Raw genomic sequence first — 7,514 nt, forward strand, 5'->3', positions numbered from 1 at the left:
CAGGTTTTAACCTGCTTTTTTTTATTGTCTTTTCAGTATACTCATTTATATTAGCACACAGAGTCATTGGACTTAGGTACGGAAAGCCCAAATAGCGGACGTAGGTACAGAGCTAAAAAAGTGCCTGCCATAGCAAGTATGCCCCAGATGTAGCCATGCAAGCTAAAAGATGCGATACCGCCGAAGTAGGCGCCAATGTTACAGCCAAATGCCAAACGTGCCCCATAACCCATCATCAGACCACCGATGACTGACGCTGCAAAATTACCCATAGTAATCTGAGTAAATCTAAACAGACCGCCCGCCGCCGATGCAATAAAAGCACCAATGATAATACCGATATTCAATACGGTCGTTGAGTCTGCAAAAATAGACGCATCAAGCGCTGCGGCATTTGCCCCTTGCCAATAGCCCCAGCTAGCGACATCAACGCCCAAACCGCTCGCTATCTTGGAGCCCCATAAAGTAAATGCTGAGGTAATGCCCCAAGGCTGACCACGCGTCAGTAACGTCAAGGCATTGAGTAGAGCAAGAACAATCGCTGCTGCAAATAGGGGCCAAGAACCACGAAAGATGCGCTTCCAGCCAGACTCAGATGGTACAGGTGCCATCTTAGGTGCAGCTCTTTTTTTCTCAACGATCAATGTAACCCAAGCAATCAAACCAAACAACGCAAGCGATACCAGCCAAGCACCTGTATAACCAAGACCTGTAGAAGTGGCTAATGAATAGGGGGCATAAGCTGGCATCTCCTCTGTCCAAAATGGCAGATGATAAGCGCCAATCGTAGCGCCTATTATAAAAAAGATAAAAGTGATGAACATAACCGAACGTCCACCGCCTATCGCATAGAGTGTACCAGAAGCACAGCCACCACCAAGTTGCATGCCGACACCAAAGATAAAAGATCCAACTAATAGGCTGACACCCAACGGCGCCACATAACCTGCGACTGGCCCGCCAAATATTGTGGTGCCATAGGCAAGAATGGGAGCAAACAATGTTACCGCGACTGCTAGCATTAGCATATGAGAGCGCATCGCCTGTCCATTACCGACAGCCATGATACGTCTAAATGCTGAGGTAAAGCCAAAACGTGCATGAAAAAGAGTATAGCCTAGCAAAAGACCAATACCTAGTAGCAAAGATTGGGAGATATGCTGAGTGTCAAGTAAGTGGATAAGGAGTAGCAATCCTGCTATCACTCCGCCTGCTATTAATACTTTTTGCGGTGCATTAAGTGCAAGAGTGCCTCTTACAATGGGATCCTTTGCATCATTTAAAGGCTGAACTCTAGTGGTGGTATTCAAAGTATTCAAGGCAATAACATCCTTCTCCGATGTATGTGATCGGATGTGATTTGTATAAGTATTTATATAAGAATAAGAAGTAGAGTTATGGAACTCGTTTGGTGTTTTTAGTCATGTATGAATAAACGCTCCATCATAATCCTATTATCATTAAAGTAAATATTAGCGTATTAGTAGAATAAGAATGAGTATATGACAATATGGAATATAAATAAGTTGTTTAGTATGGACGATTTGCTATTAGATTTTTCATTAGTAGGCGGGCATATTGCGTGTTAAGTTTTTGCTTACTGATGTATAAAGAGTAGTAACTATTACAGAAGGATAATTGATAATGCGCAAAAATTCGCTACAGTGTGGGTTAATAAATAATGCGCAGTAATAAGCTGGTACTCATTAAAACATGCCTGTTACAATATGCTTGAACTTATTGAAGTCTACCGCATATCAGGTAGCAAACCTCTTCATCGACTGGATTGATAACCTTACCAGTCATATGTCAAGGGTTTTGGAGCTACAATATCCTACCGCTGAATTATTTACTTATCATCCATTATTAGAGTTTGTATGAATACATCAACCGAAGCATCCTTATCATCGTCTTTATCTCAGAAAAACACGCCTAATGTATCGATTGCTGTCATTTTTCATAGTAACTATGGGCATACCAAGCGCGTTGCAGAAGCGATCGTACAAGGCGCTCGTAAACAGCTGCCAGAAGCTCAAGCAAAAGCGATCGATGTCCATGATGTTGATTGGGATTTTGTAGATCAAGCTGATTTGCTGGTATTTGGTAGTGCAGTATATATGGGTAGTGTCACTGCCGAATTTAAGACCTTTATGGATGAGACCTCAAAGCGTTGGTATCATCGCAAATGGGAAGGCAAGTGGGCGGCGGCTTTTGCCAATTCAGGTGGACTAAGTGGAGATAAGCTTGCAGTATTGCAGCAGATTTCATTGTACGCTATGCAGCATGGTATGAACTGGATTGGTCTGCCATTGATGCCGACAGGTCATGAGGCTCATGATTTAAACCGACTATCGAGCTTTTTAGGCTTAATGACTCAATCGCTTGATGGCCCACCTGAAGAGACTCCAGGAAAGGGCGATATTGATACTGCTATTTGGTTTGGTGATCACTTAGCAAAGACGATTATCAAACATCAACCAGCTAACCAACCCTCATAAACTAAAGCTTCTTATCTTCTTACTTATAAATTAGCAACTATTAAACTATAAAAAGCAGACGTCAGTGTTGATGTCTGCTTTTTTATGAGCTTTATTTATCATTATCTATATCAGTGTGAGATAAATTAAGACTGGAAGTCACAGGGATAGGACTATCAAAGAGTAGTAAGGATTGACAGCCAGTAAGCAGCAGCATCGGTATCAGCATGCAAAAAATATTAAAGGATTTCATAGTAGTTTTTAGCATACCTTTTAGAGGACTTGAATCGGAGCTTGAACCTGGATCTGACCTATAGTACCAAAACTACAGATTTAAATTATGGCTTGTAGAACTATAGTGTTGAGATAGCTTATATCATAGTCCAAACTTATTATTATGCAACCATATACGTTCGCTTAAAAGTTTTTATTGCTAAAAATAGTCAACTTAACTTAAAAGAGCATTTGCTGTTCTTTTAGGTTGTATAAATTAGTAATTTGTGATTGATGGTTTTTTGCTAAAGAATCACCTACAGCCTTTGTATATACTGTGTATCTGCTGTTTTTACTAAAATGGATATAAGTGAACAAAATTGCGAGGTTTTAGGTAGTTGCTAGATGTTTATTTAATAAGAGTTTAGTTAACTATTTTTCTTAGTTTATGTTTTTAAAGGTTTTAATATCTAAATTTTTAATATTATGTATTTTTTATTATAGATTCATAATTTATGGAGCGTCTTAACACAGATTTTTAATTTTTGTAAAAAAATGAGATAAATAGGTTAATATTTAAGCAATATTAGCGAAATAGTTTTACCTTTATAGAAATAAACATAAGCTAGTTAATATACAAACGTAATAATTGATGGAAACTAGGCGTTTATATATGAGCAATTAACACTTGAGACAACATAAGCTTTAGCTATGTTTACCTTAAACTTACTAAAATTAAAATACTACTAAGCTATTAACTATTAGAAATTGCTGGTTATTTTACTACTGTCTCTATCTAACAACCTTAGTTTTTGCCAGCCACTATATTTCAGCTATATGAGGATATTATGAAGCCACTTTCTATGATGTTATCGGTGCTTGTTATTGGTTTCACTTCCAGTACGGTAATGGCTGAAGATGTTAACCTATCAAGCGCTAGCCTACCCAATGTAAGCCCAGCCAATAGCGATTTGGTCAATCGAGGAGCGTATATTGCACGCGCAGCTGACTGTATGGCTTGCCATCGTGAAGATTATGCTGGCGGTGTCGCACTTGAGACGCCAATGGGTGAGATTTATGCAACCAATATTACCCCATCGAAACGCTATGGTATCGGTAACTATACCGAAGCCGATCTAAAAAAAGCACTACAAAAAGGTCGTGCACCCGATCATATGCTTTATCCAGCCATGCCATATCCTTCTTATAATGGTATGAAAGATGAAGACATCAGCGCATTATTTGCCTATTTACAGACAGTTCCCATCGTAGATGAGGCCCCTGATTACGAAACCAATCTACCGTTTCCGTTTAACTTTCGCAGTCTAATGTTAGGCTGGAATGTTCTCAATGTTCCTTCTACTAAAAGCCGTGAGGGATTGACGCAGACGCAGCAACGCGGAGAGTATTTGGTCAATAATCTTGCTCATTGCGGTACTTGTCATACTCCGCGTAATAGCACAATGGGTTTTGATAACGACAATTATTTAGCAGGTGCCCAGCTTGGAACATGGCATGCGCCCAATATCACCCCCAATAAATCGAGCGGTATAGGTAACTGGAGTGAGCAAGATATTGTCACCTATCTGCGTACAGGCGAGCTGGATCAACGAGTCTTTGCTGGTGGACCTATGGGAGAGGTGGTATCGCACAGTACTCGCTATTTAAAAGATGCGGATTTAAACGCTATTGCTTCTTATCTTAAGACCGTACCTGATGTTCAAACGGACGATAAGGTACATCCGGTTGATGCGTCACGTTTACCAACCCCAATCAGTGAATCAATCACTCATGACCTGCTTGCTCAAAAAGACTACTTAGCACAGGCAAAAGCCGACGTTCAGGGTGGCAGTAATTCACCAGAAGCATTATATCTTGCTGCTTGTGGTAGCTGTCATGGTGTCGATGGTTATGGCCAACCTGACGCTCGTTATGCACCTATTGTGGGTCTAAGCAGTATCCGCCGCGAAAAGCCGGATGGTTTAATCAATGTTATTCTTCATGGTGTTGATGGCGCAACCAATACCAGTCCTAAGATGCCTGGCTTTTCAGAAGAGCTAAGTAGCGAGCAAATCGCTGGTATTAGCAATTATGTACGGGTGAACTTTGGTAGTTTAGATAGTAGTGATGTCAGCGCTGCTGATGTCGACCGCGTGGCAACTACAGGCGCTAATCAGCCTTTTTTGATTAAGTACGCAGGTCTGCTTGCGATACTAGGTCTTATCGTAGCTATCGTCATTATCATATTTATTGTGCGAGCGTTCATACGTTCTAGGCGTCATCGTTAGTTGAATCAATGAATTTAACTAGTAAAACAGGCAACTTAACAAATGCGTGTTAGGCGCTTATTATAAGACATAGATTCAGTGTAAGTCAGTAGAGTATTAAAGCTTAGCGTCATAGACAGATTATATGAGCTGAACCAATAATAAAAGTGAATGCCTACCGCCATACACGAAAATCTACTTTAAGGATATTATTATGAAAGACATGCTTCAATCACCAACGCGGCGCCAACTGCTCTCGATGATCGGTAAAACAGCGGGTGCAACTGCGATGTATCAAGCAATGACTACCTTAGGATTTGCTTCTGAGTCTAGCTTTAAAGAATCGATGGACCTAAAAGGAGCGCCTCCAGGAGCGAGTATTGTCATTCTTGGGGCAGGTCTTGGCGGTCTAACCGCTGCTTATGAATTACGTAAAGCAGGTTATGATGTTAAGGTACTTGAGTTCCAAAATCGAGGTGGTGGACGTAGCTGGACGCTCAACAGTGGTGACAGATATACTGAGCTTGGCGGTGAGGAGGTTACCTGTGATTTTGAAGAAGGTAACTATTTTAACGGTGGGCCTTGGCGTTTACCAAGTCATCATTATGCAGTATTTCACTATTGTAAAAAATTCGGTGTTGAGATGCAGCCTTTTGTGCAGACTAACGACCGGGCTTATCTGCATCGCTCTACGCACTTTGGCGGTGTACCGCAGCGCCTAGGAGATGTAAAAAACGACATACAAGGCAACATAGCTGAGCTACTATCAAAGGCGGTCAACGTTGGCGGACTAGATCGTTCAGTGAATACTGAGGATAAAGAAAAGCTGCTTGAGGGCTTAAAAGGCTGGGGCGTACTAGACAAAGACTATCGCTACAGAGCCAGCAATGAGACTACCAAACATCGCGGCTTTAGCGTCTTCCCTGGCGGTGGCCTGATGCCCAATGAAAAACCCTCAAAGCCTCTACCTATTAGTGAGATATTAGACTCTGGTATGTGGTCAGACATTTATGCCAATCATATGACCTACGGCCATCAACCAACGATGTTCCAGCCAGTAGGCGGTATGGGCAAAATCGGTGATGCATTTACTCGTGAGTGCCGCGATATGATTGAGTTTAATGCCAAAGTCACTAAAATTCATCAAGATGAAAGTGGTGTGACTGTCAATTATGTCGATAGTAACAGCCCGGATGGTGCGACCAAGACCATACGTGCTGACTGGTGTGTCTGTAATATCCCGCTTACCGTATTGACCCAAATCGATATCAACGTCTCAAAATCGATGAAAAAAGCAATGGCAGCAGTGCCGTACGACACCTCTTATAAAGTTGGTCTCGAGTTTAACCGCCGCTTTTGGGAAGAAGACGAGTGGATTTTTGGCGGTGTCACTTATACTGATATGCCCATTACACAAATCGCTTACCCGTCAGAAGAGATGTTCAAAACAGGGACAGGGGTACTATTAGGAGCCTATGGTTTTGGCCCAACTTCTTATAAGTTTAATACATTAACGCCAAAGGAGCGTATTAACGCCGCCCTTGCTTATGGTAAATACATTCATCCGCAGTATCCAAAAGAGTTCCGTACAGGTACGTCAGTGGTGTGGCACCGTATACCATGGACCTTAGGTTGTTATGGTATTTGGAGTGAGTCGAGCCGTGACCAATACTATGATCAGCTATGTAGTATCGACAACCGTATTGTACTGACAGGCGAGCATTGCTCACATATTCCTGCATGGCAAGAGGGCGCTATTTTATCCGGCATTGATGCAGCCAATCGTCTGCACAAAAAGGCAAAAATGCTTGGGTAATGTTGATAACCATAATAAATTCAGAGGCTGTCATGGACAATATAAGCATGAAAAAAACGACATTTAAAATGCTAACTGTGATGTCACTTAGTATGATAAGCAGTGCAGCATTGCTAGGCTGTAGCCAAAAATCAGAGGATGTAGAGACAATAGCAAGCAAACAAGATGCTGTACTACCAGTTAATAATCAAGCCAGCCGTAACACTGGCGCTTGGGGCGGTGTATATATGACTCGTGATGAGTTAAGAGCGCCAAATATCAACATCGTCGACGATAGCTCATTGCCAAATATGGAAAATGATCCCAGCCTTACAAAGTGGGAAGCTAAGTTTGAAGGTCAAAATGCTTTTGTTACTACCAATGGTAAAAAGCTATATCATGATTCATGTGCAGGCTGCCATATGCATGAAGGCGAGGGTGCTCAAGGTGCAGGCTATTACCCACCATTAGCAAATAACAGTAAAATGCAGTCGAAATACTACATTATTGATATATTGATTAATGGTTTTCGTGGCATGCCGTCATTTCATATGATGATGGACGATGAGCAAATGGCCGCTGTCACTCAATATGTCGTCAATGATTTAAACGGTTTTAAACAGACTGTTACTGCTGAAGATGTGGCGCAGCTAAGACATGCCAATCCACCAGGTTATGACCCAAGCGAATAAGTACGTCATACTCAATCTCAAATAATTGCTAATAATAGTCATGTATAAAAAAGCGCCCGATCATATGATT

5 protein-coding genes are annotated in these 7,514 nt (G+C 41.5%); 4 read left to right on the forward strand and 1 reads right to left on the reverse strand.

Going from position 1 to position 7,514, the window contains the following annotated elements:
• Positions 1-50 precede the first annotated feature (50 nt).
• Positions 51-1,319, reverse strand: coding sequence for a YeeE/YedE family protein (locus tag PENNN9_RS05005; RefSeq protein ID WP_264752899.1), 1,269 nt, complete (start codon positions 1,317-1,319; stop codon positions 51-53).
• A gap of 558 nt (positions 1,320-1,877) precedes the next feature.
• Between PENNN9_RS05005 and PENNN9_RS05010 the strand changes: the two genes are divergently transcribed.
• From PENNN9_RS05010 to PENNN9_RS05025, 4 genes are all read left to right on the forward strand, one after another.
• Positions 1,878-2,498, forward strand: a complete 621-nt coding sequence (locus tag PENNN9_RS05010) for a flavodoxin family protein (RefSeq protein ID WP_058368624.1) — start codon at positions 1,878-1,880, stop codon at positions 2,496-2,498.
• A gap of 1,040 nt (positions 2,499-3,538) precedes the next feature.
• On the forward strand, positions 3,539-4,978 hold the full coding sequence (locus PENNN9_RS05015) for a cytochrome c (protein ID WP_058368625.1): 1,440 nt from the start codon (positions 3,539-3,541) through the stop codon (positions 4,976-4,978).
• Positions 4,979-5,171: 193 nt separating this feature from the next.
• Positions 5,172-6,773 carry an NAD(P)/FAD-dependent oxidoreductase gene (locus PENNN9_RS05020; RefSeq protein ID WP_058368626.1) on the forward strand — a complete coding sequence of 534 codons (1,602 nt, stop codon included), beginning with the start codon at positions 5,172-5,174 and terminating at the stop codon, positions 6,771-6,773.
• A gap of 47 nt (positions 6,774-6,820) precedes the next feature.
• Positions 6,821-7,444, forward strand: a complete 624-nt coding sequence (locus PENNN9_RS05025; RefSeq protein WP_227511727.1) for a c-type cytochrome — start codon at positions 6,821-6,823, stop codon at positions 7,442-7,444.
• Positions 7,445-7,514: the final 70 nt, after the last annotated feature.

It is taken from the genome of Psychrobacter sp. ENNN9_III, from assembly GCF_001462175.1.
Classification (GTDB): domain Bacteria; phylum Pseudomonadota; class Gammaproteobacteria; order Pseudomonadales; family Moraxellaceae; genus Psychrobacter.